Below are 20,969 nucleotides of genomic sequence, written 5' to 3'. Positions count from 1 at the left end.
TAGGACTTAGTTCCAAGTTGTGTGTGGCGGTTTTCGTTCTTTGGTCGGAGTGAAACCGCTATTACTTTTCCAATAGTTTTTCAATTTGTAAACCAAACAAATTTTGTAAATGTATGGCTACTTTTAATGATGGACTTCTATTACCATTTTCAATATTAGAATAAGCTGCTTTGGTAATACCAATCGTATCTGCTATATATTGTTGTGTCCATCGATGTTGCAAACGAAGTTTTTTTAACTGGCTCATTGTCTTCTCCCTTCCAGTTTTGTGTATCTCGTTTGTATTCCATCTGAATACATTGTATTCTATTTGAATACTTATGTCAAGGGGTGATTATATGTTTTTTTTCTTTTTTCCTCCATCTTTTGCTTTAAGATTAAAAGAACTTAGAACAAAAAGGGGACTTACTATGGAACAGTTGGGTAATGATATTGGAATTACAAGGGCATCAATTAGTAATTATGAAAATGAACAAAAAAAACCAAGTTTGGATATAGTAATAAGGTTGGCTGATTATTTTCAAGTTTCTATCGATTATCTTGTAGGACGTACCGACGACCCTACTTTTCACCGCGCAAAAAAGGACTGATTTCTCAGTCCTTTTCATAATGAATCTTAGATTTCATTAACATTTTTAGCAGAAGAATCTTTATCTTCTTCTTTATTTTCAAATTCTCTTAATTTATCATAAATCACTTCATAACTTGGCAGCTTATTACTGTCATCAAATCCTAACCTAAAACACCGATCTGTCAATCTATTCATATAAGAACCTCATTTCTTCTGTTCCTTGATCTAATACTTATCTGATTCTATCTATAATATCCATTATCTCTTGCTTATAAATTACTTTACCAATATCTGTGCTTGAACAATATGGATTATCGTAGTGTTTTGATATTTCTTCTTTCAGAATATCCTTATATTTTAAAAGTTCTTCATCAACGATAGCGCCAACTGATATATCAAGAAATTCATTTTGCATATATCTTCCCATAAATTTTAATACTCCTTTCAAAGTAAACTCAAATTTCATCATAATATATTGTTTTTATGTAATTCTTTCTGTATGCTTTTTGCTCTATCTTTAGTACAATATTGCATAAATAATTCTGGTGGATATTTATCAATTTCGTCCGTACAGAAGCACTCAACGTCTTTTACATTACAAAGACTCATTAATTTTTTCTCGCTAATATAATTGCTAATATAAATACTTCCATTTGTCACAATGGGAAAACATTGACACCTTTCTGCTTTCTCTAATAACCTCTGCGCATCTTCATTGTTTAAATTTCCATAATAATAATTCATGTATTGCCAAGACGTAAAATCTATAATGATACCGTTTTCGTTAGATATATAGCTATGTGGACGCGGCACATCACTAACGAATTTATGTTTAAATGATTCATCAAAATAATAATTCAAATAACCGCACAATAAATTCGATGCTTCATGACAGCAGCCCGGAAAAATACTCTTATAATTTTCATACAAATAAAGTAGATATTCTCCTTTTATCGAATAGATAAATTGACTTAAATTCATTTTATTACCTCTTCATAGCTAACTATTAAACTATTAATTCAACTGATTTACTGTTGCAGATTTATATCATAAATTTCTTCCACAACATTCAGTAAATTATATCCATAACCGCCAAGTAATCCTTCCCATATACAATATTCATTAAACACATCTTGCTTTGTCATATTCATAATCTCGTCATCTTTTGAACCATCATCAGGCTCTAATCCTCTACGCTGCCTAATAGCTTCCATAATTTTTTTACTATATGTTTTTGGAACCAATTCTAACCAATTCACACTAACATGTTTCTGTTCCATTTCTCCATCTTTTGTTTCAAAATCTACATCACATTCACTATCTAATTCCCATGCATATCCTATAAAGAATCCGTACTGTTTTAAATTTCTATGATAAACTCTATCTCCATGCTTAAATTTATCGTCCATAATATCAAACCTTTCTCTTCTTGAAACAATCATTTTAACTCCAACGCTTTAATAATACTTCTGAGTTGATCCAATGAATATTTCCCTTCATTCCCCCCAATCAGAGAATGCATTTTTTATTTTACGATACAAATTCTCGCACTCTTGATCTTCTAAAATTAATTCCTTGGTTAAATAGAGTTTATAATTTTGCTCAACATCATGACGATGAGTAGAAATACTTAGAATATTAAATTTTTCTTCCCCGCCTCTATTTTCATTATCAATCGCCACAGTTATAAATTTACTTCCAATTTTTATTACAACCCGTTCTTTAATCCATTCATCTGGTTTGGTTTTATCTATATATCTCGCGACATTACTTCCCGGCAGGACTTTTAAGTATACTGTTTGACCTACATGAAAATCCTTTTTATCCATTTTTCCTCCCATCTCTTATGAAATAATCCTTTCAATTGTATTGATCTACTAATTCTCAATTTTGTATTTACTTCTATGCTGTCAAAAAATATATCCCAACTTTATTCCAATGCGCTTTCGTTTCTATATATTGCCTCCACAATAAACTTCTCTCTTTCAATTGGTTCTTGTCCATAAATTTTTGCTCTAAATTTCTCAAGTTCTTCATATATTTCTTCACAAAAAGTATTAGATATAATATCATAATTATTTTGTTCATTTGACTCAACTGAAAATATATTTGACTGTAATTTAAAAATATAATCAAGCATAACATGAAGATTACCATTTTTCGCATTTTTGTATTCCCTAAAATGAAAATTAGTATCTTTTATTTTTCTGAGCATATCTTTCTGTGGGGAATGAATCTTTTTATATAGTTCACGTTTCCTTTTTTGTCTAAAGAAGAAATATATTAAACCATATGCAAATTCGTTATCCCCATATTTTACAATATCAAACTCTAAATACTTATCGATAACTATTTCAACTTTATTTTTTAAATCAATTAATTTTTGATCTAATTCACTAGCTGCCTTATCTTCTAAAACATTTTCTAATTTATAAAATTTTACAGCATTTATATATTTATCAGAAATGTCGCCAAGATATTTACAATCTTTGAAAACTATATATTTTTCATAATCGGCTAAAATATAGTATTCATCTCTTTCTTCTAAGTACTTAATTTTAAGAAAGTTATTTAAAAAACTATTAGATATTATGTAGTAATTCTCCAAAGAGCTTCTTCTCTCGGTAGAATATTCTGCAATATAAATAAATACCGAGACTATTGTACCTGAAAATATACCGCTTGTTATAGTAAACACAAAGGATAAAATATTACTTTCACAATTGCTAAAATAAATTATAATTGATGCTAATAGCGAAAGGACTGAAATAATTATTGCAATTCTTAGGGTAAGAACCTTTGACTTCATATATTCTCCTTTCTTTATCACAATTATCACTAATTTGTTTTATATTCTCTGTAAATACTTCTTTTCGGACATAACCATTCTATTATATTCTCCAACGCTCATAGTACACGCAGCGTTGGTCATCATTATCACAAGCAAGTTATTTCCACAGCATTGAAAACTTGATAATATTTTGTAATCTTTATTCATTTACTTCTCCTCTATTATACTTTTTCCCAATGAAAAAAGCCACTAGAATTTATCCAGTAACTTTTTTCATTTCTATATCTCATATTCTATTTTCCACCATACTTCCAATTGGTTGTGTCTCCACTTTTGTCAGGACATCCGAATTTGTCTGCCTTAACATCATAACCGCCCCGGTTGAACTTCATGTCTATCTCTCTCTGTGACATTCCATTTGTCCGATCCATATTCATCTGACCCCAATCTGTACACTTTCCTTTCGGTGACGTTCTATTGTGGGCTTCCCAGCTAGGGGCTTTACAAATAATATAAGTGATTCCAATAATAATTATTGCTGCCCAAAATTCTCCAACTCCCATTTTATACCTCTTTCTGCCTACTTTGTAGGTCTTTAATTATTCTTATTTAAATTTCTCTTATAAAATTATCTTCCCCACACAACATACTCAAAATATCAATTGACTTGGTAAAACTATTCATACTCCTGACATATTGAGCCAGATTACCAATTTCATTTACTCTACAGTTATGGAGATTTTCCCAGTAATATCGCGGAAGGTAAACTGTTGAATTGTAAGACAATGGCTTTGGGACAAAACACACTTTATTTCTATATCCTAAATTATCGAATCGTTTTAACAAATCATCGTTATTGTTTTTAAGTGTCAATTTTATAAATAGGTTATTATTATGAATTCTTACTTTTCTTTTATCCCAGTCAATCTTTGCCTCATTAAAAGAAGAATGGTGATTAAAGTTAAAAATAATCTTATTATCACCAAACCCCAACGAACCCCTAGATGGAGAACAAGAATATATGTCACACTCCTCTTCTAATATCAGTTCTTGTTTTAAATAATAGTCTAAGTTTTCTAACAGCTTTATATAGTCTATAGAAGAAGTAAAAAAATTAATGAAAGGTGAGTTAAACTTCAACGACAGATAGTTATATACTGTACCACCCCAACAGTCATCTGATATTATTGTTACCGGATTCTCAACAAGGGAACAATATCTTTTGAAGTCAAAGTAAGGAATATTAAATACTTTTCCATTTATTATTTTGTTTTCAGGAACACCTACTTCTATTGCCTCCTTTTTTATGTCCAGATATCTTGATAGATTGAATATAATTATATAATCATAGTCATAATTACAAATATCACGCTTATCGATTAATAATTTACCATCAATATACTTCGCATATTTATCTTTAGATATTATTGCTTCTACCGATAGGTTGTTTTTTAATTCTTCAAAAAGCAGTTGGTTACAAGCCAAATTGTATTCATTACCAGCTCCCCAAACTAAACACTTCTTCATAGCCATTTATCCCCGTTTCTCTCAGTATTTCAGACCAATACTTTTTTCATAATAGTTTAATATTATTATATCTAACTATTAGGCTTACGACAATGTTTACTTTTAAATCACTCGGATTACTCCCTTAATCAGTCTAATTACAGAACTCATATTAAATCCATCATCAGCAGTCTCATCAATGCTTATTTGAACAATATCTCCAATCATAAAGACCCTCGCAATTTCAAATATTAGTTTATTGTCAACCTTTTCTCTGTACGCAACAAATAACAGGGCATCATTTTCCGTCAATTTTAAAACCTCATATCTCTGTAGGGTATCTCCATACCATTCATTCAGTTTATCTAAATATTCTTGTTCCATTTTTATTAACCTCCTTTAGTGCTCACGAAAGAAACATGTATTTCATCCTCCGAAATCCTTCATTATCTCTCCGTATGAGTCTTCTATTTTAATTAATAACGATTGTAGTGTTTTATACTGTTCACCATCTGTCTGATCTATGATCTTATTCTGTAATCCTATAATATCGGCAATAATGCAATCCCTGGCATAAGCAGCACCTTTATTAAATTCACTTTGCATTAAAAGTCTTTTCCTTTCTTGAGTTGAGGTAAAATTAAAAGCAACCGGTTTATATTCTCCGATTGCTTTATCTACGACTAGAGTTATTGATTTTTCGTTCTGATTTCACTTTCAATCTCTTTTAAAAAATCTTGTGCGGTTCTGCCCTTGTTTTCGCCTATTGTAAAGAAGTATCCGTTGGTATAACAATATACATACTTACGTTCTATTATTAACCAGTGTAGTTCTTCAACAGCTACAACTTCTGCTCCAATATCTTTAAGCTGATTTAAAATAGTATCTTTATCAAATGCCATAGTGATACCCCCTTTGATTAAGTTTAACTTTTTTACTTGTAAATGCAATATTTATAACATATTGCAAAAGTTAAATCAATTCCATTTTCATTCTTGTAAAGCTTGAGTATTTAGGTTCTTGAAATCCCAGTTTCCTATACAGTGGCATGCCTAATTCAGATGCCATTAGCTCTATAAGAGATAAGTCCTGCCTTTGCGCTTCTTCTATCAATAAATTTATAGCTTTTGTGGCATAGCCCCTTTTGCGACATTCAGGATATGTAAGCACATTGAGAATCGTTCCCTTTTTCCCGGTTGGTACTGACAAGTTTGCGGGCATTTCAGAAATCGCCAAGAAAGCACACGATACAACATTTTCATTATCATTTTCTACAAGGGCAGCAAAGAAATCAATATTGAGATGCTTGGAGTAGTATTTCAATAATTGAGAATGAAATAAGTCACTCATTTCTTTTGTAACTTCCCAGTTTTCAGAGGTATAATAATCAAATCTCAACTTTATAAGCGCATCAATATCTTTGTGATTTGCCAGCCTTATATTCATTTTGTTACCCCCTACTATAATAATCTTCACGAATAGAATACCACTCAACTCACCAACTATCAATATTAAGTTTTCACTATGCGGTAATTCATTAAACTCTATTTAATTATTATCCGACTCTGTGCCACAGGAAAGGTACATTTTATTCCCAATCATATTTAAATCGGTTTTCTTTTTGATCCTTAATTCGTTCTTGCATATCTATTAATTCTCCAATCAAATCTTCGTACTTTTCATCTAGTAGTTTTTGTGCTTTATTAGTAACCAGATCGCCAATTTCCTCTTCAACTCTTTTCGCGACTTGTGAAAAATTCAATTCAATTCCTCCAACAGAAAATATAATCGGATAAGACCCATCTTCTTTCTTTTCCATTTGATCAATTAATTCATGGTTTTTACCAATTGCAGCACATATCATCCACATTTCCATACCTTCGTTCTTTGGTTTGTAATTTATCATTATATCCCTCCTTATCTCCTATAAACTGTGAATTTTACTGGTCATACACCTTTCTTATAGCATCATTATATTCTAAATCGTTATTAGTTATAAGTTTAACGTCTGATTTAGACAAAAAGGCTTTGAACGCCGGTGATTGTATAAAAGTCATAACTTCTTCCGACAATTCAAACATTCTATAATTCTTATATATTTTAGTGCTTCCGCCCCAAACATTGAAATTATCCATAAAATTACTAACGCTCCATGGGCATTCAAATTCCAAGTAACACATATATCCGTAACCAATACAAATATTAGTTTCTAATATAAGATTTTTCATATTTTATATCTCCTTTAAGTTTAATAATATAGTCTTCTGTTATTCATCCGTTAATAATATGCGGTCAGCGACTACCACTCATAGCAGCCGGTGCTATGTATTACAATCTCATGAATCGGATCGCCTCGTCAGCGTTAAAATCCTTTCCTAAGATTGCTATTAGCAACGCCATCCAGTTTTCTTTATTCTCTAATGTGTTCATAGTTTTATTCTCCTTTTATACAGTGCTTAACTTTTTCTGTTCATTTAGAAGGACTTCTGCAAAATCCAGTACAGCCTCTTTTAATTCTCCTGTGTCACAACGTTGTTCTCTGTTACCATTCTTCAGACAATAATGCCCGTGTTCAGGTATAACCTGTATTATAAGTCCATCGTAGTATATTGACATATTCATGATTGTTCCTCCTTTGTCTTATCTCAATAAAACATCTCGTATTTCGTCTATTCTAATTTGGGGTATCATTTTATCTAACCATTCACATCTCTCCGATATAATCTCGATTTTTTCTGATTCGTCAAGAATATTCTGTAGCATACCTCTGGTAAATGAATTATGAAATACACTTGAAAATTCATCAATAATATAATTGTATAATTCATTCATGGCACTAATCATTGCACTCATGTTTAATCCCTCCCTTAATCAACTATCAATCGGCCAGCGCCTAATAGAAAAAGAACCAGCGCGCCGGTTGCATCTTCATTTACGGACAAAATAAAAGAAGCTATGCTTAGTAGTATTAGCGCAGCTCCTAGTAGTTTCTGAAATACATTTCGATTCTTTAATATTTCTTTAAGTTTGTCCAGGAAGGACTTCTTCTTGTAGTAAGTATTTTCGTATTCAATTTTGTATGCTGGTAACATGGGTTCCTCCTTTTAAGATTGTTCGTTATCCAAATGCTTTCTGATCCACGCCATTTTATCTACAAATGGGACAGATTCCCAAACAATAGGCATCTGTGCAAAGTCATTCTCACTAATGTTTTTAATATCAATAAACTTTAAAAATGAATTCATATTATGGCTCATGTTTTTCTCCTATTCACTTATTAAATAGTAGCCAATAATGACACTTTCCTTGAATGAAATTATTATATTTCTATTTTTTACCCATTCTGGTTGACTATCGAGTATATTTATAGCTTCTGCCCTTGAATTGTAATGTAGAGCCTCTTGTAATGGTGAATATCCTATAATATCTTCTTCTCCACCATAATTATGTGCTAATTCCGAAATAAAATCGAAACTATTAGCATTCCTATAATGCGTTCTAGCAATTGCGTATTTTACATCCATAGTAATTTTCCTCTCCTTCTGTCACATCCAGCATACGAAACCTGTTTTTTATTGTGTTTTAAAATATGTTTAGTAACCAAATTCAAAATCTAATATATTACTAGATGTTTCTGATTCTATCCACAATTTAGCAGATTCTAAATTTTCTTTTAAAGAATATGGTATTTGTAGAAAAATGTATTGACAATCGTTAGCCATGTCTTTCAATGATTTATTGGGTTCATATTCAACTGTTAAATCTAATTTTTCACAATCTAAGCAATTAGCCCATATTCTATATTTATAATAACTTCCATCTGAAATAAACCTTACTTTATTCCTGAGTTTTTCATTAGTAACTAGTTCCATGTAAACTTCCATAGCTTCTTTTGTTACTAAATTTTCAGACACTAAGTCTTTCATGATATTCATAAACCGAAGTAGTCCTTCACCGTCCCAATAAGCACTTTTGAGTACATACTCAATTATCATGTTTTTGTTATCTGGACTATATCCGCGAATTCTTTTATATTCTTCAACGTGATCTTTTAGATCAGAAGTATAAAAATTTACCGTTTCGTCAATTGCTCTCATATCTAATAAATTTAAATCAAAATTATTATTTCCCATACTTTTTTCTTCTTTCTACCTGTTTAGGCTAAAAACAATGCCATATATCAAGTTTATCCAACTCTTCTATTAGTAAATTCGTATCGACTTCTTCTTTACCACATAACACTTCTGTTATAGGAATAGAGCCTCTCCCATTTAATTTTGACAAATAATAACCTTCTATTTCGGCATTACCATTTGTATATCCAAAATCCACCTCTAAATCAAGAGCTGCGTAACCAGTTTCTAACTTTCTATTAATTTCCGTTAATATCTTTTCCATATATTTAACATCACCTTTCTTAATTGCTATTTGATTATTATTTCTAATACTGAATCTTTATTAACATACCAATCATTCACTTCACAATAATTGTATGTTGTTTGCCCTTTATCCTTAAGATCAATAACTCTACATTGCCACGATATAATATTTTTCAATTTTGACTGGTCATTCTCATATATGACAACCTTAGTTTCACTACTGAAATGTGAAAGCAGACTTTTTATTTTCATAACGCTTTATCCTTTCTATTAATAATCAATTTATAAATTTCGTAGATAATTTTCTTTGCCGAGATAATTAGATTCGTCTATCGCATTTAGAACTTTAATTGTACATTTTGCATCATATTCAGCCCCTAATTTCTCTAACATTAACTGTTGATTTCTCAATATTTGTTTTATTGAAATCCATAGTAAATCTTTTTCTGACATATCCACGTCCTACTCCTTTCATAACTCACATAAAAACCGTCTCTTATTGTTGTTGTAAAAAAATTTCGTATTCTTTCTTATAGTTTTCTTGTTTGTATTCTGGTAATTCTCTAAACTCTTTCTTGGTCATAAACTCATAAATGTTTAGCCACTGGAAAAATGTTAGTTGTTCAACCATTCTGTTATTAACTACAGACATTGTTCTGTTCTCCTTTTAACATAAAATCTATTTTTCATGGTGTATTGACGCGCCTAATCTATTGCCACATGTACATTTAAACTCCAATGTTATTTTAGCTAATTTGCCATTAATGGATTCAGAGTAATGATGAGTGGGAATCGCCCAAGCTTCTTTTCCGCATTTATTACACATAATACTAAAACTTTCTTTACTTCCGTATTCTTCTGTCCCGAATGATTGAATCATGTTAAATTCTCCTTCTCTTTTTTTATTTTTACATAGGAAATTACAAATTCATGCGACATTTATTTTTAGTTTCTTCTGTTCTGTCTTATTAAGACTTCTAACAAGTTTACCTTCTTTGTTTCCTGTCCCAATAAGCAAACCCTCTTGAATCATTACATCAATGATTTTTCCAATATGTTCTATTGTCTGTCCAGTTCCTGCATTCCTTCCGTCATTTAACCCGACTCTTCTCAATCTAAACTTATCAGAAAGACTTCTGCACACATCAAAAACATAATAAAATTTATTAGTTCTTGTAGTTCCATAATTTTCAAATAATGCCTTACGTATTTCTTCATCTTTCCCGTTTAAATATTCCTCATACTCACTATCAGAAATATCATAAACCGTATCATAAAGATCTACCCATCTAAGGTAAAATGTATTATGTTTCTGTAAAGTCTCCGCAATTTGCTTGACTTCATTCTTTAAAACTTCACCGCTAAAATTTTGTGGGTGCAAATATAGGTGCTGTTTGCCTTTCTTGATATATTCACAACCCCACTCTTCTGTATCAATTTCTGTTTCCCATCCTAAAGGCTGCAATGCTGCTTTTACCTCTGAATAAAATGCTTTCCTGTCTTCTTCTTCAAAACTAAATGAAGGATAACCGTATCCGGACGCTTCTATTCTAAAATAGATATTCACATATTCATTTTCATAATCAGTTTCAGGATTCCAATTATTTGTTAATGTGTGGTCTGCTCCATATTCGTTACCGATTCCATTTTGATGATATTTAATTGATTCCATATAGTACCTCCATTCTACAATTCATTTCCAATAATACTGACAATCTCATTCAATTTTTGATAAATCATATCTTTATTAATTCTCTTTGCTTCCTCGATATAATCCGTCAATCCCTCTGCAATTTCCAACACATCACGCAAACAACATTCCTTACTTTCCAAGTCAGATAAGTAACTATCTGCATCTGTTTGAGCACGTTCCTGGGCATATAATTTTTCTGCGTCTACATCGACCAATTTAGACGATATAAGGCCCGCAAGTTCATAGCTGCAATGAGTTTCAACTGCTTCTATAATGTCCCTATTTGAGCCGATTAAGACGGTTTTACCACTGTTTAATGCTATATTTTCCATCGGATATGCCTCCATTTCTTTAATTAACTTGCTATGTAATTTTTATCATTCTCAAGTAATACTTTATAATCCATCAAGGCAGTATATAATTTTTGAGGAATAACATTCCTATATTCCCGCGCAATCTTTTTTATTTCATTTTCCTTTTGATTAGCATATACATAATATGCGTCATCTAAGGTTTTAAAGGTTCCAAGGTGTTTTGTATTATATGATGCCGTGTAACCATTTTTTGATCTTCCAATACCTGACGGTAAACCCGTTTTATTTGGGTGAAATACAAACAACATATTAATCCTTTGTGGAACAATCAAACACTTTTCAGGAGAATATACAGTATTCCCTTGAACTAATATATCTTTATCGATATGCATTCGCCCTTCACCTATGGTATAATAATTTTCATCAAACCATTTAGCAAAGTTCTGATAATTGTGCCACTCTTCACATACTGTACAAATTCCATAATAAGAAGGGAATTTATTTTTCAATGAGGTTTTATAACATCGTTCAATAACTGCGTTCCATATAATATAAGATTGTGGGTGCTTACCATTTTCAAGAGTTGTCTTATATTCTCCTATCCCAACAAAACCAACACCACAATGAGTTTTGTCATATGGATTTTTAATTTGTCCTTTCTTAAAATTCATGTAAATTGTTTCGACCCGATATTTGTGTTTGTCTTGAAATTCTACAACAATTGTATTTTTCTTATCTTCTATAATTTTCATTAAAGTACCCTGATTGTTTGGTTTTATTTCTCCGATTATGTTCTTATTCCTCAATTAACCCTCCTCCTTTTATGCAAACGTCTTTCCGTCTGACTCCCTTACTTTAAAGTTCCTGTATTCAACTACTGGCTGACCAAAATATTTAATACAATCTTCAAAATACCTAACATCAAAACAACCGTATTTAGACTGACGTAAGTTATCACTTAACTTTATATGCGTTTCTTCTTCCGGTAAATCGTGCCAACCTTCATATATTGCCATACTGCAATCATAGAAGTTTATATACACGTCAGAGCGCTTTCTTGCCCTCCTGACTGTCATTTTTATAGCATCGGTATATTGTGCATATTGACAAGGTGAAGCCCCTTTAAACACGATTTTATCAGCTACAGGAAAGCCAAACTCATTCATATAAACAAGCGTATATTTGTTGCCTATAACTAATTTGGCGTTGATAATTGCTTTCTGAAATGGCTCTGCATTTTTAATATAGAACTGTCTGAACTCCGCTATTATGTTTGGCTCCATTTCACCGGATTCTACAAAATAGGAAAGAATGTCATTATTTGTAAGTTCCTTCTGCCATCTTTTACAAAAAGAAAAGAGTAGTTTGTCATACTCTTCCTTTGTTTTTGATTGTGAAGTGACTGTATAATATTCTCTAGCAATACGATTATAAAATCCTGCGTTGCTTCTGATATATGGTAACATGGCTATACCTCCTATAAGTCTTTCTTGCGGTCAACGTCAGTAACTCTAAATGAAATATTCTTCATTCTTATAAAATCGCTGTAATTGTCAGGAACTTCATAGCCGTTCTGTTTAAGTAGTTCATAAGCTGTCTGTCTGTATGCGTCTTCATATCCATAAGTAAAAGCCTCTGTTAATACTTCATCATTTACATACACTTTTACACTATGATAGGTGTTACCGTATGACTTCTGAAACCATCTTTTACCTACTACTTCAATACTTCCGTTTATCTTCTTCATAATAAATACCTCCATATGATTTATTTTTCGTGTTATTTCCACTATAAAAGCCACTAGAGTTATATTCTCTAATGGCTTCTGACTGGAAACAAAATATTGGGTGTATTAGAATTCACGGCCTTTCTACCATAGTAGTTTATCGCCCATATACCGTTGCCCCTCTAGGGATACTGTCAGCATTGACTCTTTCTAATAATCGCTATATCGGTTTCCCTCTATGCCACCCAATCAAATAAGAATTTTATTGTTTCTCGACTTCCTCTATTGATAATATTTTATATACATCATGCCGATAGCATTCTTTAAAATCATGTCCGGCTTCCTGTTTGGAGTTTGCTGTAAAAACATCTGATCCAATAGTTTTATTACTTCTCTCAAAAGTCACTTTGTAATTTTTCATTTTCTTTACCTCTCCTTTATCTCTTCCTTTATAAATTCTTCCAGCTGCTCTATTCCGGCTTGCTGTAGGTTGGTCAAATTATATCTAACCAGGAACTTAATAAGTAAATTACCGTATCTGTCACTATGGTTTGATATTATGGTTATAAGTTCATCACGCCTTTTCTCGTCCATGCTTTACCTACCTTTCAATGAAGATAACCGCTTCGCTATCATTGGCGGTTATGACTCTGATTCTATAAATTTTGCTAAACAACTTGAATTGTGAAAAGGTAACTCTTTTGATCATGGTATAACCTCCTGTGATTGTGTGTTGTTGGGTTTATTACTTATTAATACGGACAATATTATAATCATCCGCATTGTAAGTAATAATCAAACGTTTTCTTTAAGCTCTAAATCGTGGAACATTTCACTAGGTTCTAATTCATAATATTCACATAAAGCAGAAAAAGACTTGATAACCTTTTGCCATTCATCTTCTTTTATGTATTGAATCCACGGTTGTTTTCCTCTGCTTTGTAGATCAATATGATACTTATTTTTGAGTTGCTTATATAATTCTGTCCATGCTTTAGGAACTGAAATTCTCGCGAAAGCAGCCATTTTACGTACTGCAAAATTAATTCGGCTCCTATCTTCCCATTCAAGTATGCCCTGTGCTAGTGCCCTCTTAGACTCTTCTAGCTTTTCAATGTGCCGATTCTTAAAGTTCATCATCTTTGTAGTAGCAATAGCAAAAGCGTTAAGATCACCGCTAGCATAGGCCATTCCAACGGATAACATTAACGCCTGTTCATTGTCAATATCTTCAGTTTTAGTTGAGTTAGAAGTCTTTTCTTCTATATTAAGTAGTTGAGTGCGGACTTCCTTTGCTATGGGTGAATCTCTTAGAAGCATTCCTATTCTTAAAATAGCTCTGCGAGGGATTAGGGTGTTACCTCTGTTACTAAAGCGCATACCTTCAATTTCAAAACCACCGCGAAAGTTAGAAGGTAACAACTTGTTACTTTCTAAAAATTCCTTCGTTCCTGATCCACTAAGTGATTGAAGCCCATCTTCTTCAAGTTCACTTCTATTTCTTTGAATAAGCATTTTAATAGCACTTTCTTCAACCTCGTAAAATTCTGCTACCTGCCTAACAGTAGCAACTTCGGTTCCCGGAATAAGCAAAAGTTTCTTTACCTTTTCCAGAACTTCGGTTTTAGAAACTAACTTTTCCCTTAGTTCCTTACTTTCTAATAAATCTAATTCAATCAAATGATTTCCTCCTTTTCTTTTTGGTGTTTGATTTATTACTTATTCACACTCTTAACCGTGGCTTTTCAATTAAAAACTATGCTATCAAGCGTTACCATATGTCCTGTTTGGCAGTGGTTAGGAATACTGTTAAGATAGTTTGTTGTTTGATCCTCTATCAGTTAAGAGCATGATAAATAATAAAAAAAAGACTTCCTATATAATAAGGAAAGTCTGTAAATTCATCTTTGTATGTCTGATTCCTATATATTTCTATACCGCTTTTTATCTTCCTTTTATTAGCAGTGCAATCCATCTTTCCAATAAATCTTATAGCGGTCATTGATAAATTATAACCGGGATAATTCGGCTATTTGATAGAGTATCAATATTCTATAGCGGTTCTGGCAGCCAGCCTATCTATGTCGCAATTTCATATTTTCAGATTTATTTCTATATGTCCTCTTATCTCGTGTCCTTCACATCTTGCGATGCTATCCCCAATTACTACATATAGAAAACTTATATTATTATGTGCGTTATCATTGTTCAAGTGCCGTTTAGGTCTTATTACAATAGCTACAACGCAAACTTTTGCGACTAGCGGTTGACTGTGTGGTGATTGTCAATCGGTTGTGATGCTTGTAAATATTTATTCTCTATTTAGAATGGGATTTTCGTTGTCTGATTTGACAACTATTCAGAAATGTTGTAAACTTATCTTGCGACGGAAAGGTTTATACTTTTTCTGAATTGTCCTTATTCTGCTTTGTGGAGTGAGGACTTTTCTTTTTTCTAGTCCTCAATTTTTAACTTTATACCAGATTTCCCAATTTCAACTTTGAACTGCTGTTCTGAAAACTGTTTCATAAATGCTTCAAGAACGACGTTCATTTTTAAATCGTATTTTTCACAAGCTGACCGAAAACTATCTGATATGTCAGTATCAATTGAGGTTGCAAACTGTTTTCTCATTTTGCTTACCTCCTTTTGATATATTAATCTTATCATATATTTTACTAGTTGTCAACTAGTTTTTAATATATTTAATTCAGATTTGAATTTTTCTATAAAATGTGTTATACTCAACTTGCATTTGTTTGTTGAGTGGACACTCTCCATAGTGTTCCCTCGAATTGGGTGGTGTTTGCAGCACTGCCCTTTTCTTTTTTAGTAATTAGTTTCGGTCTAATGACTTACTTATGATACCACCGCGAAAAGGTTTACTATTTGGTATCGTGTTATGCTGTTTTGTATCTCTTAACTTATATTAAGTATATCATATTAGTTTCTATTTGTCAACCGTTTTTATTTCTTTTTGTGATATTTATTTACTTTTGTACATTACTTTGATATACTGTTGTAACAAGAAAGTAGGTGTTATTTTGAATCAATTAGCTTTGTTAGTTGATGAGCATATCAATAATCACGGTTTAAAGTATAATTATATTGCCGACAAGGTCGGTATATCACGTCAGGCTTTATATAATCTGTTAAGAAAGAAAAACTTTAATATCGATGATGCTAACCGTATTCTTACTGCTATTGGTTATCAGATCAGTTATGAAATAAAGCCACTAGAACTATGATATTGATAATGTACAAATTAAAAAAGAGTGTAAAACCCTAATAATTCAATAGGCTTTACACTCTTTGTTTTTATGTATATATCTTATGCGATTCTTTTTTCTAAATCTTCGATACGCTTTTCCAGTTGATCTATTTTCTTGATAAGGATAGACACTGATTCTCTTTCAAGTTTACAGGCATTTACTTCATGTTGCATACTTTCGAGTTTATTATCCATTTTGTCGAAATGTTTGTCTATCTGGTCAAAGCGGTTATTCATATTAGTTTCAACACGTCCAATCTCGTTTATGATGGCGTTTAACATTTCATTCATTTCTTTATCCATAAAGCGTCCCCCTTATATATAAATATGTCTCATGCGATTGTCGATAATTTATCTTTAACTTTTCGTAATTCGTTTTCAAGGATATTAACACGAATGACTAACATTTCTTTTTCATTTTCAACCTTTAAAGCTTCGTCAAGTTTTCTTGATATATCCAGATGACCTTCGGCTACTCGCATAATATTGCGGTTCGTCTCATTTTCAAGCGTAAGTCGGATGTCCTTTATATCTCTTACAACATTTTCAAGCTGTTGCTCGATTGGAGTTATTCTTTTATCGAATAAACCGGATATAGCTTGTAATAATTCATTGTCAGTCATGGTCTATACCTCCTTGTACATGCGATTATAGCATATTCGGAGTGTAAAGTCTATTCAATTATCAAGGTGCTTTGTAATACTAAATACCTATACTAAATAAGGTTTAATGTCGATAGTATCGGAAATATCAGACAATTTGGAGTTGAGGACATTTTCTATTTCCTCGGTGATATCTACTTTATAAGCGAGTGATTGAAATATTGATATACACTTACTGATTATTTCGTCTTGTATGGATTGTGGTAATTGACATACGTATATGGACATTGTGTGATCTCCTTTATTATATATTGATGTTTCCGACCTACTCCCAAGAGGGAGTAACGCGCTAGGCTTATTGGTTACTATCTTGTGTTCTTTAACTGTCTTTATTATACTACTTTTAAAGTAATATGTCAAGCGTTTAAAGTAATATTGTTTACTTATTTAGATATATTTACTACTATATTTGACATATATACTACTTTTAGAGTATAATTTATGCTATTCAACATGTGTGAAAGAAGGACGTTATAATGTTAAAAAGTAGACTAAAAGTATTACTTGCTGAGAACGAAACCAATCAACGTCAGGCAGCTAATAAATTAGGAATTAGGGAAGCAACCTTGAATGCTATTGCGAATAATAAGATTAAACAAATACCGGTCGATGTTATATGTAAACTGTGTAAAGAATTTAATTGCAATATTGGTGACATATGGACTTATATAGAAGATAATGAGGAATTGTAGAGAATGATAGGAATAGAGGGTAAAAGGGGAATGTATTATGGGATTGAACGTAGATTTATATGAGTATATCAAAAGGGTATTGAAGATACGTAGGGTAAGTGATAGGCAGCTTAGTTTGTGTATGTCATGTATGGATAATCCGGTAAGAAATATGAGCCGGAAATTAAGGTCTGATATGAAGATTTCTTTTATTGTTGCTATTGCCGATTGCTTGAATTGTGATGTTGATATTAGGTTTATTGATAAGGATAGTGGGAATGAGATTGTGTTATGTGGTTAGATGTGATGATGTCATTATAGTATATTGTTACCATAGCTTATTAACGTATATTTGAATTGGAAATAGTTTTAAACTATTACAAGATGCATAGTCCGAACGCGACAAGTATACTTGTCATAATGTGATATATTTCTAACATCATATGTGATATATTGAATCTTAATTACGTCAATAATATATCAACAACAAGTATATTTTTATTTGGATAAATGTACATTTACCAAATAGTTACACTTTCAACATAACTGCAAGTCCAGTGTTTATGCGGTTTTCAAGGGTGGGGGTAGGTTTACATTCTAAAACCGGGTTCGTTTTGCTGAAAAGCCCCTATCTCTTCCACTCACACACCACTTTCAAATCCCAACCTCGAATTACATCTAAATCTTACACAATTAACTAAAATCACCAAAATTCACTTCGGTAGCCAGTTCGAGCAAATCCCACAAATACAACGAAAACTAAATTTTCAGACAATTTCAAAACACCAAATTCCCACATTCAACACCCTTCAAACCCTCATATTTACTAGCTTTTCTCGAACTCTGCTTAAAATCATACTTATAATAGAAGAAACACATCCATTTTAACCTTTTCCCGTCACACCCAAATATCCAACAAATCCAGTATAATCAATACTTTCACATCACTCTTCTACTCGAAACCGAATCACTCTACCGAACTCTCATATTTTTATCAATATAATCGACATCCAATATTCCAACAACAATTCAATACAATTCATAATCAGATTCAAAAGTAAAAATAGACATCACATTTAGATCAGTAAAAATAATTACTGGTCTTTTTTACACCATTACATGCTTTTATATTTCATAAAATCTAATCTCAAATGGAGAATTATATATTAGAAACCAAATCACAACGCTTTCACAAACAAAGGAGAGATTATTTATGAGCAATCTAAAACTTATTACAACAGAAGAATTTGGAGAGATTGAATGCAACTTCTATCGGAATAGAAACGATGAAATTTTACTCACACGAGAACAAGTAGGGACTGCATTGGAATATTCTAATCCATCTAAAGCAATACAAAAATTACATCTTAGTCATAAAAACAGATTAGAGCCATTATGTATTAGGACAAAATTAGGATACCCCAATATTGGGGGTGACCTATCCAAAAGTGAAGAACAAGAATGTGTATATTACACAGAACGAGGTATTATGGAAATTTGCCGCTATAGTAATAAACCCAAAGCAAATCAATTTATGGATTGGGTATGGGATATTGTTGAGAAATATCGTAACAATGAATTACTTCCAAATATGAAACCAATAACGGATGCAATAACTACATTAGCGCAATCAATGGCGACATTAACTACAAACATGACTGCGATGCAACAAGACATTCAAGAATTGAGGCAATCTCAAAAGAATCGTTATTTATTAGAAAAGCGTTATCCATCATCATGGTATAAGAAAACGGCTCCAAAATACAAGTTATTGCAGGAATATTTTGATTGTTCCAGATCAGAACTATATTCTAATATCTATAAAGAGTTAGAGGATACATATGATGTGGATATTAACCAAATTCATGAAGACTATTGCTATGAAAATCATCTACTCAAAGATGAATGCTATCCAATGGATGCAATAGAACACGATTCCAGATTACGTGATGCGCTTACATTGCTTATAGACTCTAGCTTAATTAAATTCGGATTACAAACTGAAGATGAGATAAGGAATTTTAAGCGAAGAACACTTTTTGATAATGTACCAGATAAAACAGAGAATAAGTAATTACACCACCCTAGTCCCCACTCGCAAAATCCCAAAATAAACGAAAATAGTAGTCTTCTTTTTAACTATATAGTCTTCTCTTTAAAAGGCTCGCCCAAATCGACACTCACAGCAACATATATATTTCAATTTTCAGCCAATATATATGCTGCCACAACAACACATATATTTTATTTTAGGAGGAATCTGACTTGAGGAATATCAAGAAAAAAGAACAAAAACCAAGAAGAGAAATACCATATGAAAGTGAATCATTTAAAGACGGATCATTTACTAAGGAAGAATTAATTCAATATGGATTATCAGATGATGATATATTCACAATCCTTGAATATCAAGCTCTTTTGCCAGTTTTGCAAGAGGAAAACGAGAATTGGATTAGTGCAAAATTATTACATACTCAGTTAAAAGTAGGCAAAGACTTTTCGGAATGGATAAAGAAACAAATTGATGATATGGACTTACAAGAGCCAATCGACTATAAATTTGATTCCCCTTCAAAGGGGTTTCAAACTACACGAGGTGGTGACCGACGTTCTATTGACTATTTTCTTAAAGTTTCTACCGCAAAAGAAATTGCTATGGTTGCTGGATCTAAGGGTGGTCGTACTTCTAAAGAGTTGAAAGAGATGTCAAGGTTAGTACGCAAATATTTCATTATTATAGAAAAGGCTTTTAAGAATCGTGCGAAATGGAATCATAACCGTAAAAATACACTAATTAATTGTAAAGAACTACGAGGAGCGCTGATTACTAAAAGAGAAGAATTACTTAATGGCGTACCTGAATGGATCTCAAGTGTAAATTTATAGTAAGGCAAGAACACCCGCGACTTTAGTCGTGGGATGAATTGCCACTACAATTCGAAATAAATAGAGAATAATACTATGAGGTGATGATTATAGAAGTAACTCATGGTAGAGGCTACGTATATTCAATACAGTATCATATTGTATGGTGCGTAAAGTATAGACATAAGATTTTAACTCCACAAATAGAGAATAAATTAATAGAGATATTAAATATGATTGCTGATTGTGAAGATTTTCAAATTATCGAATGTAATACTGACAAAGACCATATTCACATTCTTATTAACTGTTCACCACAACATTATATTCCTAATATGATTCAAAAATTAAAAGGTGTTTCTTCACGATTGCTCATGAAAGAGTTTGGAGAAATATTAAGAAAAAGATTATGGGGCGGACACTTATGGAATCCTAGTTACTTTGTAGCAACTGTATCAGAAAATACTGAAGAACAAATAAGAAAATATATTAAAAATCAGAAAAGAAAGTGAGGTGAAAT

General features: G+C 31.9%; 43 protein-coding genes. 7 read left to right on the top strand and 36 right to left on the bottom strand.

All coding sequences use genetic code 11. The features are described 5' to 3' along the window. Positions 1-61 precede the first annotated feature (61 nt). Positions 62-247 carry a helix-turn-helix transcriptional regulator gene (locus tag V6984_RS09130; RefSeq protein WP_342759475.1) on the bottom strand — a complete coding sequence of 62 codons (186 nt, stop codon included), beginning with the start codon at positions 245-247 and terminating at the stop codon, positions 62-64. A 163-nt stretch (positions 248-410) separates the two neighbouring features. Here V6984_RS09130 and V6984_RS09125 point away from each other — a divergent pair, with 163 nt between their 5' ends. Further along, complete coding sequence (locus tag V6984_RS09125; RefSeq protein ID WP_342759474.1) at positions 411-590, top strand: helix-turn-helix transcriptional regulator; 180 nt, start codon at positions 411-413, stop codon at positions 588-590. A gap of 26 nt (positions 591-616) precedes the next feature. Here the strand turns inward: V6984_RS09125 and V6984_RS09120 are convergent, their stop codons facing one another. The 33 genes from V6984_RS09120 to V6984_RS08960 form a co-directional block, all read right to left on the bottom strand. After that, positions 617-766, bottom strand: a complete 150-nt coding sequence (locus V6984_RS09120; protein ID WP_342759473.1) for a hypothetical protein — start codon at positions 764-766, stop codon at positions 617-619. Positions 767-803: 37 nt separating this feature from the next. Then, positions 804-998 (bottom strand): hypothetical protein, encoded by a 195-nt coding sequence (locus tag V6984_RS09115; RefSeq protein WP_342759472.1) that lies wholly within the window; start codon positions 996-998, stop codon positions 804-806. A 38-nt stretch (positions 999-1,036) separates the two neighbouring features. Next, positions 1,037-1,552 carry a hypothetical protein gene (locus V6984_RS09110; RefSeq protein WP_342759471.1) on the bottom strand — a complete coding sequence of 172 codons (516 nt, stop codon included), beginning with the start codon at positions 1,550-1,552 and terminating at the stop codon, positions 1,037-1,039. Positions 1,553-1,599: 47 nt separating this feature from the next. Then, on the bottom strand, positions 1,600-2,013 hold the full coding sequence (locus V6984_RS09105) for a hypothetical protein (protein ID WP_342759470.1): 414 nt from the start codon (positions 2,011-2,013) through the stop codon (positions 1,600-1,602). Positions 2,014-2,067: 54 nt separating this feature from the next. Then, positions 2,068-2,400, bottom strand: a complete 333-nt coding sequence (locus tag V6984_RS09100) for a hypothetical protein (protein WP_342759469.1) — start codon at positions 2,398-2,400, stop codon at positions 2,068-2,070. 101 nt (positions 2,401-2,501) lie between these two features. After that, positions 2,502-3,401: a hypothetical protein gene (locus tag V6984_RS09095; protein ID WP_342759468.1), complete on the bottom strand. Its 900-nt coding sequence runs from the start codon at positions 3,399-3,401 to the stop codon at positions 2,502-2,504. 254 nt (positions 3,402-3,655) lie between these two features. Continuing rightward, positions 3,656-3,925, bottom strand: a complete 270-nt coding sequence (locus tag V6984_RS09090; RefSeq protein ID WP_342759467.1) for a hypothetical protein — start codon at positions 3,923-3,925, stop codon at positions 3,656-3,658. A 46-nt stretch (positions 3,926-3,971) separates the two neighbouring features. Beyond that, entirely contained in the window at positions 3,972-4,895 is a 924-nt protein-coding gene (locus V6984_RS09085) for a DUF1919 domain-containing protein (RefSeq protein WP_342759466.1), read from the bottom strand. Between the two features lie 96 nt (positions 4,896-4,991). Further along, complete coding sequence (locus V6984_RS09080; protein ID WP_342759465.1) at positions 4,992-5,252, bottom strand: hypothetical protein; 261 nt, start codon at positions 5,250-5,252, stop codon at positions 4,992-4,994. Positions 5,253-5,294: 42 nt separating this feature from the next. Further along, positions 5,295-5,474: a hypothetical protein gene (locus V6984_RS09075; RefSeq protein ID WP_342759464.1), complete on the bottom strand. Its 180-nt coding sequence runs from the start codon at positions 5,472-5,474 to the stop codon at positions 5,295-5,297. Between the two features lie 83 nt (positions 5,475-5,557). Further along, on the bottom strand, positions 5,558-5,770 hold the full coding sequence (locus V6984_RS09070; RefSeq protein ID WP_342759463.1) for a hypothetical protein: 213 nt from the start codon (positions 5,768-5,770) through the stop codon (positions 5,558-5,560). Between the two features lie 70 nt (positions 5,771-5,840). After that, the gene (locus V6984_RS09065; RefSeq protein ID WP_342759462.1) at positions 5,841-6,314 is read right to left on the bottom strand and encodes a GNAT family N-acetyltransferase; all 474 of its coding nucleotides are present in this window, start codon (positions 6,312-6,314) and stop codon (positions 5,841-5,843) included. Between the two features lie 142 nt (positions 6,315-6,456). After that, the gene (locus V6984_RS09060; protein ID WP_342759461.1) at positions 6,457-6,774 is read right to left on the bottom strand and encodes a hypothetical protein; all 318 of its coding nucleotides are present in this window, start codon (positions 6,772-6,774) and stop codon (positions 6,457-6,459) included. 34 nt (positions 6,775-6,808) lie between these two features. Further along, complete coding sequence (locus tag V6984_RS09055; protein WP_342759460.1) at positions 6,809-7,096, bottom strand: hypothetical protein; 288 nt, start codon at positions 7,094-7,096, stop codon at positions 6,809-6,811. A 217-nt stretch (positions 7,097-7,313) separates the two neighbouring features. Continuing rightward, the gene (locus V6984_RS09050; RefSeq protein WP_342759459.1) at positions 7,314-7,490 is read right to left on the bottom strand and encodes a hypothetical protein; all 177 of its coding nucleotides are present in this window, start codon (positions 7,488-7,490) and stop codon (positions 7,314-7,316) included. Positions 7,491-7,508: 18 nt separating this feature from the next. Beyond that, on the bottom strand, positions 7,509-7,721 hold the full coding sequence (locus V6984_RS09045; protein ID WP_342759458.1) for a hypothetical protein: 213 nt from the start codon (positions 7,719-7,721) through the stop codon (positions 7,509-7,511). Positions 7,722-7,735: 14 nt separating this feature from the next. Continuing rightward, on the bottom strand, positions 7,736-7,960 hold the full coding sequence (locus V6984_RS09040) for a hypothetical protein (protein WP_342759457.1): 225 nt from the start codon (positions 7,958-7,960) through the stop codon (positions 7,736-7,738). Positions 7,961-7,972: 12 nt separating this feature from the next. Next, positions 7,973-8,125: a hypothetical protein gene (locus V6984_RS09035; protein WP_342759456.1), complete on the bottom strand. Its 153-nt coding sequence runs from the start codon at positions 8,123-8,125 to the stop codon at positions 7,973-7,975. 9 nt (positions 8,126-8,134) lie between these two features. Further along, positions 8,135-8,392: a hypothetical protein gene (locus V6984_RS09030; RefSeq protein WP_342759455.1), complete on the bottom strand. Its 258-nt coding sequence runs from the start codon at positions 8,390-8,392 to the stop codon at positions 8,135-8,137. Between the two features lie 69 nt (positions 8,393-8,461). Beyond that, positions 8,462-9,001, bottom strand: a complete 540-nt coding sequence (locus tag V6984_RS09025) for a hypothetical protein (RefSeq protein WP_342759454.1) — start codon at positions 8,999-9,001, stop codon at positions 8,462-8,464. A gap of 28 nt (positions 9,002-9,029) precedes the next feature. Further along, positions 9,030-9,266 (bottom strand): hypothetical protein, encoded by a 237-nt coding sequence (locus V6984_RS09020; protein ID WP_342759453.1) that lies wholly within the window; start codon positions 9,264-9,266, stop codon positions 9,030-9,032. A 263-nt stretch (positions 9,267-9,529) separates the two neighbouring features. After that, complete coding sequence (locus V6984_RS09015; RefSeq protein WP_342759452.1) at positions 9,530-9,700, bottom strand: hypothetical protein; 171 nt, start codon at positions 9,698-9,700, stop codon at positions 9,530-9,532. A 43-nt stretch (positions 9,701-9,743) separates the two neighbouring features. After that, a complete protein-coding gene (locus V6984_RS09010; protein WP_342759451.1) occupies positions 9,744-9,899 on the bottom strand; it encodes a hypothetical protein in 156 nt (51 codons plus the stop codon). A 27-nt stretch (positions 9,900-9,926) separates the two neighbouring features. Next, positions 9,927-10,127, bottom strand: coding sequence for a hypothetical protein (locus V6984_RS09005; RefSeq protein WP_342759450.1), 201 nt, complete (start codon positions 10,125-10,127; stop codon positions 9,927-9,929). A gap of 48 nt (positions 10,128-10,175) precedes the next feature. Continuing rightward, positions 10,176-10,919: a hypothetical protein gene (locus tag V6984_RS09000; RefSeq protein WP_342759449.1), complete on the bottom strand. Its 744-nt coding sequence runs from the start codon at positions 10,917-10,919 to the stop codon at positions 10,176-10,178. A gap of 14 nt (positions 10,920-10,933) precedes the next feature. Beyond that, positions 10,934-11,272, bottom strand: coding sequence for a hypothetical protein (locus V6984_RS08995; protein ID WP_342759448.1), 339 nt, complete (start codon positions 11,270-11,272; stop codon positions 10,934-10,936). A 23-nt stretch (positions 11,273-11,295) separates the two neighbouring features. After that, the gene (locus V6984_RS08990) at positions 11,296-12,060 is read right to left on the bottom strand and encodes a hypothetical protein (RefSeq protein WP_342759447.1); all 765 of its coding nucleotides are present in this window, start codon (positions 12,058-12,060) and stop codon (positions 11,296-11,298) included. Between the two features lie 15 nt (positions 12,061-12,075). Beyond that, positions 12,076-12,720 carry a hypothetical protein gene (locus V6984_RS08985; protein WP_342759446.1) on the bottom strand — a complete coding sequence of 215 codons (645 nt, stop codon included), beginning with the start codon at positions 12,718-12,720 and terminating at the stop codon, positions 12,076-12,078. Between the two features lie 11 nt (positions 12,721-12,731). After that, positions 12,732-13,001: a hypothetical protein gene (locus V6984_RS08980; protein WP_342759445.1), complete on the bottom strand. Its 270-nt coding sequence runs from the start codon at positions 12,999-13,001 to the stop codon at positions 12,732-12,734. Positions 13,002-13,242: 241 nt separating this feature from the next. After that, a complete protein-coding gene (locus V6984_RS08975) occupies positions 13,243-13,401 on the bottom strand; it encodes a hypothetical protein (protein ID WP_342759444.1) in 159 nt (52 codons plus the stop codon). Between the two features lie 5 nt (positions 13,402-13,406). Beyond that, positions 13,407-13,574: a hypothetical protein gene (locus V6984_RS08970; RefSeq protein WP_342759443.1), complete on the bottom strand. Its 168-nt coding sequence runs from the start codon at positions 13,572-13,574 to the stop codon at positions 13,407-13,409. A 201-nt stretch (positions 13,575-13,775) separates the two neighbouring features. Further along, positions 13,776-14,660 carry a hypothetical protein gene (locus V6984_RS08965; RefSeq protein ID WP_342759442.1) on the bottom strand — a complete coding sequence of 295 codons (885 nt, stop codon included), beginning with the start codon at positions 14,658-14,660 and terminating at the stop codon, positions 13,776-13,778. A gap of 774 nt (positions 14,661-15,434) precedes the next feature. Further along, the gene (locus V6984_RS08960) at positions 15,435-15,614 is read right to left on the bottom strand and encodes a hypothetical protein (RefSeq protein WP_342759441.1); all 180 of its coding nucleotides are present in this window, start codon (positions 15,612-15,614) and stop codon (positions 15,435-15,437) included. 410 nt (positions 15,615-16,024) lie between these two features. Here V6984_RS08960 and V6984_RS08955 point away from each other — a divergent pair, with 410 nt between their 5' ends. Then, positions 16,025-16,228 (top strand): hypothetical protein, encoded by a 204-nt coding sequence (locus V6984_RS08955; RefSeq protein WP_342759440.1) that lies wholly within the window; start codon positions 16,025-16,027, stop codon positions 16,226-16,228. Between the two features lie 83 nt (positions 16,229-16,311). On the opposite strand, the gene V6984_RS08950 is transcribed toward V6984_RS08955, so the two are convergent. Both V6984_RS08950 and V6984_RS08945 read right to left on the bottom strand, forming a co-directional pair. Beyond that, complete coding sequence (locus tag V6984_RS08950) at positions 16,312-16,554, bottom strand: hypothetical protein (protein ID WP_342759439.1); 243 nt, start codon at positions 16,552-16,554, stop codon at positions 16,312-16,314. 29 nt (positions 16,555-16,583) lie between these two features. Beyond that, positions 16,584-16,874, bottom strand: a complete 291-nt coding sequence (locus V6984_RS08945) for a hypothetical protein (protein ID WP_342759438.1) — start codon at positions 16,872-16,874, stop codon at positions 16,584-16,586. Positions 16,875-17,389: 515 nt separating this feature from the next. On the opposite strand from V6984_RS08945, the gene V6984_RS08940 reads away from it, so the two are divergent. From V6984_RS08940 to tnpA, 5 genes are all read left to right on the top strand, one after another. Further along, a complete protein-coding gene (locus V6984_RS08940) occupies positions 17,390-17,605 on the top strand; it encodes a helix-turn-helix transcriptional regulator (RefSeq protein WP_342759437.1) in 216 nt (71 codons plus the stop codon). A 37-nt stretch (positions 17,606-17,642) separates the two neighbouring features. Continuing rightward, a complete protein-coding gene (locus V6984_RS08935) occupies positions 17,643-17,885 on the top strand; it encodes a hypothetical protein (RefSeq protein ID WP_342759436.1) in 243 nt (80 codons plus the stop codon). 912 nt (positions 17,886-18,797) lie between these two features. Then, positions 18,798-19,658 (top strand): BRO family protein, encoded by an 861-nt coding sequence (locus V6984_RS08930; protein WP_342759435.1) that lies wholly within the window; start codon positions 18,798-18,800, stop codon positions 19,656-19,658. Positions 19,659-19,849: 191 nt separating this feature from the next. After that, on the top strand, positions 19,850-20,470 hold the full coding sequence (locus tag V6984_RS08925) for an antA/AntB antirepressor family protein (protein ID WP_342759434.1): 621 nt from the start codon (positions 19,850-19,852) through the stop codon (positions 20,468-20,470). Positions 20,471-20,556: 86 nt separating this feature from the next. Further along, positions 20,557-20,961: an IS200/IS605 family transposase gene (gene tnpA, locus V6984_RS08920; RefSeq protein ID WP_342759972.1), complete on the top strand. Its 405-nt coding sequence runs from the start codon at positions 20,557-20,559 to the stop codon at positions 20,959-20,961. The last annotated feature ends 8 nt before the right edge of the window (positions 20,962-20,969 follow it).

The sequence above is a fragment of the Kineothrix sp. IPX-CK genome, from assembly GCF_039134705.1.
Lineage (GTDB): Bacteria > Bacillota > Clostridia > Lachnospirales > Lachnospiraceae > Kineothrix > Kineothrix sedimenti.
Note: the sequence above shows the minus strand (reverse complement) of the source record. Positions and strands in the feature narration are given on the sequence as shown.

What these genes read in the sequence shown, in the direction of transcription:
- V6984_RS09000 (WP_342759449.1), bottom strand. Translation starts at nt 10,919, where the DNA reads ATGGAATCAATTAAATATCATCAAAATGGAATCGGTAACGAATATGGA.
- V6984_RS09090 (WP_342759467.1), bottom strand. Translation starts at nt 3,925, where the DNA reads ATGGGAGTTGGAGAATTTTGGGCAGCAATAATTATTATTGGAATCACT.
- V6984_RS09025 (WP_342759454.1), bottom strand. Translation starts at nt 9,001, where the DNA reads ATGGGAAATAATAATTTTGATTTAAATTTATTAGATATGAGAGCAATT.
- V6984_RS09050 (WP_342759459.1), bottom strand. Translation starts at nt 7,490, where the DNA reads ATGAATATGTCAATATACTACGATGGACTTATAATACAGGTTATACCT.
- V6984_RS09105 (WP_342759470.1), bottom strand. Translation starts at nt 2,013, where the DNA reads ATGATTGTTTCAAGAAGAGAAAGGTTTGATATTATGGACGATAAATTT.
- V6984_RS08980 (WP_342759445.1), bottom strand. Translation starts at nt 13,001, where the DNA reads ATGAAGAAGATAAACGGAAGTATTGAAGTAGTAGGTAAAAGATGGTTT.
- V6984_RS09065 (WP_342759462.1), bottom strand. Translation starts at nt 6,314, where the DNA reads ATGAATATAAGGCTGGCAAATCACAAAGATATTGATGCGCTTATAAAG.
- V6984_RS09015 (WP_342759452.1), bottom strand. Translation starts at nt 9,700, where the DNA reads ATGTCAGAAAAAGATTTACTATGGATTTCAATAAAACAAATATTGAGA.
- V6984_RS09005 (WP_342759450.1), bottom strand. Translation starts at nt 10,127, where the DNA reads ATGATTCAATCATTCGGGACAGAAGAATACGGAAGTAAAGAAAGTTTT.
- V6984_RS08985 (WP_342759446.1), bottom strand. Translation starts at nt 12,720, where the DNA reads ATGTTACCATATATCAGAAGCAACGCAGGATTTTATAATCGTATTGCT.
- V6984_RS09110 (WP_342759471.1), bottom strand. Translation starts at nt 1,552, where the DNA reads ATGAATTTAAGTCAATTTATCTATTCGATAAAAGGAGAATATCTACTT.
- V6984_RS09075 (WP_342759464.1), bottom strand. Translation starts at nt 5,474, where the DNA reads ATGCAAAGTGAATTTAATAAAGGTGCTGCTTATGCCAGGGATTGCATT.
- V6984_RS09010 (WP_342759451.1), bottom strand. Translation starts at nt 9,899, where the DNA reads ATGTCTGTAGTTAATAACAGAATGGTTGAACAACTAACATTTTTCCAG.
- V6984_RS09020 (WP_342759453.1), bottom strand. Translation starts at nt 9,266, where the DNA reads ATGGAAAAGATATTAACGGAAATTAATAGAAAGTTAGAAACTGGTTAC.
- V6984_RS08935 (WP_342759436.1), top strand. Translation starts at nt 17,643, where the DNA reads ATGGGATTGAACGTAGATTTATATGAGTATATCAAAAGGGTATTGAAG.
- V6984_RS09130 (WP_342759475.1), bottom strand. Translation starts at nt 247, where the DNA reads ATGAGCCAGTTAAAAAAACTTCGTTTGCAACATCGATGGACACAACAA.
- V6984_RS08945 (WP_342759438.1), bottom strand. Translation starts at nt 16,874, where the DNA reads ATGACTGACAATGAATTATTACAAGCTATATCCGGTTTATTCGATAAA.
- V6984_RS09060 (WP_342759461.1), bottom strand. Translation starts at nt 6,774, where the DNA reads ATGATAAATTACAAACCAAAGAACGAAGGTATGGAAATGTGGATGATA.
- V6984_RS08960 (WP_342759441.1), bottom strand. Translation starts at nt 15,614, where the DNA reads ATGAGAAAACAGTTTGCAACCTCAATTGATACTGACATATCAGATAGT.
- V6984_RS08970 (WP_342759443.1), bottom strand. Translation starts at nt 13,574, where the DNA reads ATGGACGAGAAAAGGCGTGATGAACTTATAACCATAATATCAAACCAT.
- V6984_RS09040 (WP_342759457.1), bottom strand. Translation starts at nt 7,960, where the DNA reads ATGTTACCAGCATACAAAATTGAATACGAAAATACTTACTACAAGAAG.
- V6984_RS09055 (WP_342759460.1), bottom strand. Translation starts at nt 7,096, where the DNA reads ATGAAAAATCTTATATTAGAAACTAATATTTGTATTGGTTACGGATAT.
- V6984_RS09085 (WP_342759466.1), bottom strand. Translation starts at nt 4,895, where the DNA reads ATGGCTATGAAGAAGTGTTTAGTTTGGGGAGCTGGTAATGAATACAAT.
- V6984_RS09030 (WP_342759455.1), bottom strand. Translation starts at nt 8,392, where the DNA reads ATGGATGTAAAATACGCAATTGCTAGAACGCATTATAGGAATGCTAAT.
- V6984_RS09045 (WP_342759458.1), bottom strand. Translation starts at nt 7,721, where the DNA reads ATGAGTGCAATGATTAGTGCCATGAATGAATTATACAATTATATTATT.
- V6984_RS09125 (WP_342759474.1), top strand. Translation starts at nt 411, where the DNA reads ATGGAACAGTTGGGTAATGATATTGGAATTACAAGGGCATCAATTAGT.
- V6984_RS09080 (WP_342759465.1), bottom strand. Translation starts at nt 5,252, where the DNA reads ATGGAACAAGAATATTTAGATAAACTGAATGAATGGTATGGAGATACC.
- V6984_RS09115 (WP_342759472.1), bottom strand. Translation starts at nt 998, where the DNA reads ATGGGAAGATATATGCAAAATGAATTTCTTGATATATCAGTTGGCGCT.
- V6984_RS08950 (WP_342759439.1), bottom strand. Translation starts at nt 16,554, where the DNA reads ATGGATAAAGAAATGAATGAAATGTTAAACGCCATCATAAACGAGATT.
- V6984_RS08995 (WP_342759448.1), bottom strand. Translation starts at nt 11,272, where the DNA reads ATGGAAAATATAGCATTAAACAGTGGTAAAACCGTCTTAATCGGCTCA.
- V6984_RS09070 (WP_342759463.1), bottom strand. Translation starts at nt 5,770, where the DNA reads ATGGCATTTGATAAAGATACTATTTTAAATCAGCTTAAAGATATTGGA.
- V6984_RS09120 (WP_342759473.1), bottom strand. Translation starts at nt 766, where the DNA reads ATGAATAGATTGACAGATCGGTGTTTTAGGTTAGGATTTGATGACAGT.
- V6984_RS08940 (WP_342759437.1), top strand. Translation starts at nt 17,390, where the DNA reads ATGTTAAAAAGTAGACTAAAAGTATTACTTGCTGAGAACGAAACCAAT.
- V6984_RS08975 (WP_342759444.1), bottom strand. Translation starts at nt 13,401, where the DNA reads ATGAAAAATTACAAAGTGACTTTTGAGAGAAGTAATAAAACTATTGGA.
- V6984_RS08930 (WP_342759435.1), top strand. Translation starts at nt 18,798, where the DNA reads ATGAGCAATCTAAAACTTATTACAACAGAAGAATTTGGAGAGATTGAA.
- V6984_RS09100 (WP_342759469.1), bottom strand. Translation starts at nt 2,400, where the DNA reads ATGGATAAAAAGGATTTTCATGTAGGTCAAACAGTATACTTAAAAGTC.
- V6984_RS09035 (WP_342759456.1), bottom strand. Translation starts at nt 8,125, where the DNA reads ATGAGCCATAATATGAATTCATTTTTAAAGTTTATTGATATTAAAAAC.